Annotated in this window: 1 pseudogene; it reads left to right on the plus strand. The window is 58.2% G+C overall.

Annotation, left to right across the window (positions count from 1 at the left end):
• Positions 1 to 146 precede the first annotated feature (146 nt).
• Positions 147 to 1,422: pseudogene (locus AC1DE4_RS31665) on the plus strand (IS110 family RNA-guided transposase); the annotation flags it as partial.
• Between the last annotated feature and the right edge of the window lie 236 nt (positions 1,423 to 1,658).

A 1,658-nucleotide genomic window follows, 5' to 3' on the forward strand; every position in this document is an offset into this window, starting at 1 on the left:
TGCCATAGCACATTGGGAAGCTTGCTCTGCCGTGGCAGACGGCGCGCGAAGCCCTACCTAGCGCAGCGCGCCGTCCTTGTGGCCATGGCCGGCCGCGGGTCTCTAAAGTGAAGTTGTCGAGACAACACTCTGGAGCGTGACAGACCATGACCAAACACCTTTATAGCCCCACTGATGCCGTGCTGGTAGCGATCGACATGTCCAAGCACCGTCAGGAGGTGCTGATGGAGCGGCCTGAMGGCGGACGCCGCCGCCGGATGACCGTGATGGCGACGAAGAATGACTATGACCGTCTTGTCGAAGAACTTGCAGCGATCGGACGGCCAATCATTGTTGGCTTTGAAGCGACCGGCAATTATCACCGAACCTTGGCACACCGGCTGCTGATGGCCGGGTTCCAATTGCGATTGATCTCCTCTGTGGCATTGGCACGAACACGGGAGGCGCTTCACAACGGCTGGGATAAGAACGACCCGAAGGATGCGCAAGTTATTCTTCACATGCTGCGGATCGGGGCCACCCAAGTCTATGTCGATCCGCTTGCAGCCGGGATCAACGATCTGCAGGAACTGTCGAAGACACACGAGGTGATCTCGAAAGCCAAGACGCAGACCTGGCACCGCATACTGAACCACTATCTGCCGCTCTATTTTCCGGAGATCGCCCGCTTTGCCGGCAACAGCCGCTCGGATTGGTTCCTGGCGCTGATCGAGCGCTTTCCCACGCCCAGCAGCATGACCTCACTGGGACGTGAGGGATTTGTTGCCGAGGCTTGGCCGCTTGTCGGACGCAAAGTCTCGAAAGCGAGATTAATCAACGACATCTACGAGACGGCCTGCTCGTCGATGGCCCTACCAATAGTCGAAGAGGCTGTCGCGATCAGCATGTTCCGCATGGTCATTGGCCAAGCGCGAAGCCTGATCCGAGAGCGCAATCGCATCGAACAGATCGCTCAGGCGATGCTGTCAGACCACCGAGATTATCAGCTCCTGTGTAAGATTCCTGGTATTGGGCCGATCAATGCCCTGACAATCTTGGCAGAGGCAGGTGACCTGCGCCGTTTCAGCCATCATCGGCAGTTCCTGAAGTTTTGTGGTCTCGATCTCGCTACTTCCCAGTCCGGCACGTTCCGGGGGCGCACCAAACTGTCGAAGTACGGAAACGCCCGGCTTCGCAGGACCTTCTGGATGGCCGCGCAGGTCGCGTCCCGCCAACGCGACAACAGTTTCCGCGACAAGCTAGGACGATACATGGCCGGAAACGCCGTTGATGCCGATCGCCGCCGCAAAGCGATGATAGCGCTCACCGCCAAGATGGCGCGCGTCGCTCACGCTGTCGTCAAGACAAAGACAGAATACCGGCCGTTCATGGAGCGGTCGGGAACCAGGTGGAAGGACCCCTCTCTGCAAGTGCCGTGAGGGCGCACTTTGCGACCCTATAGATAATGTTCGGGCCTTCCACCTGGGCACGTATCCCGTTTTAAGGACGGTGAGGACCACGGCCGACGACATGTCGATGGATCCTGTGTTTGCTATGGCAGGGAACGATCCCGTTGACGGTGGAAACCATCTGGACCACATTAGGTGAAGCATCTGCTATCGCTGATGCAGAGAGACCTGTCGACTACTTCTCGCTGCTGCTTCCCCACATAGGACGTT

Source organism: Rhizobium sp. 10N414, assembly GCF_056394785.1.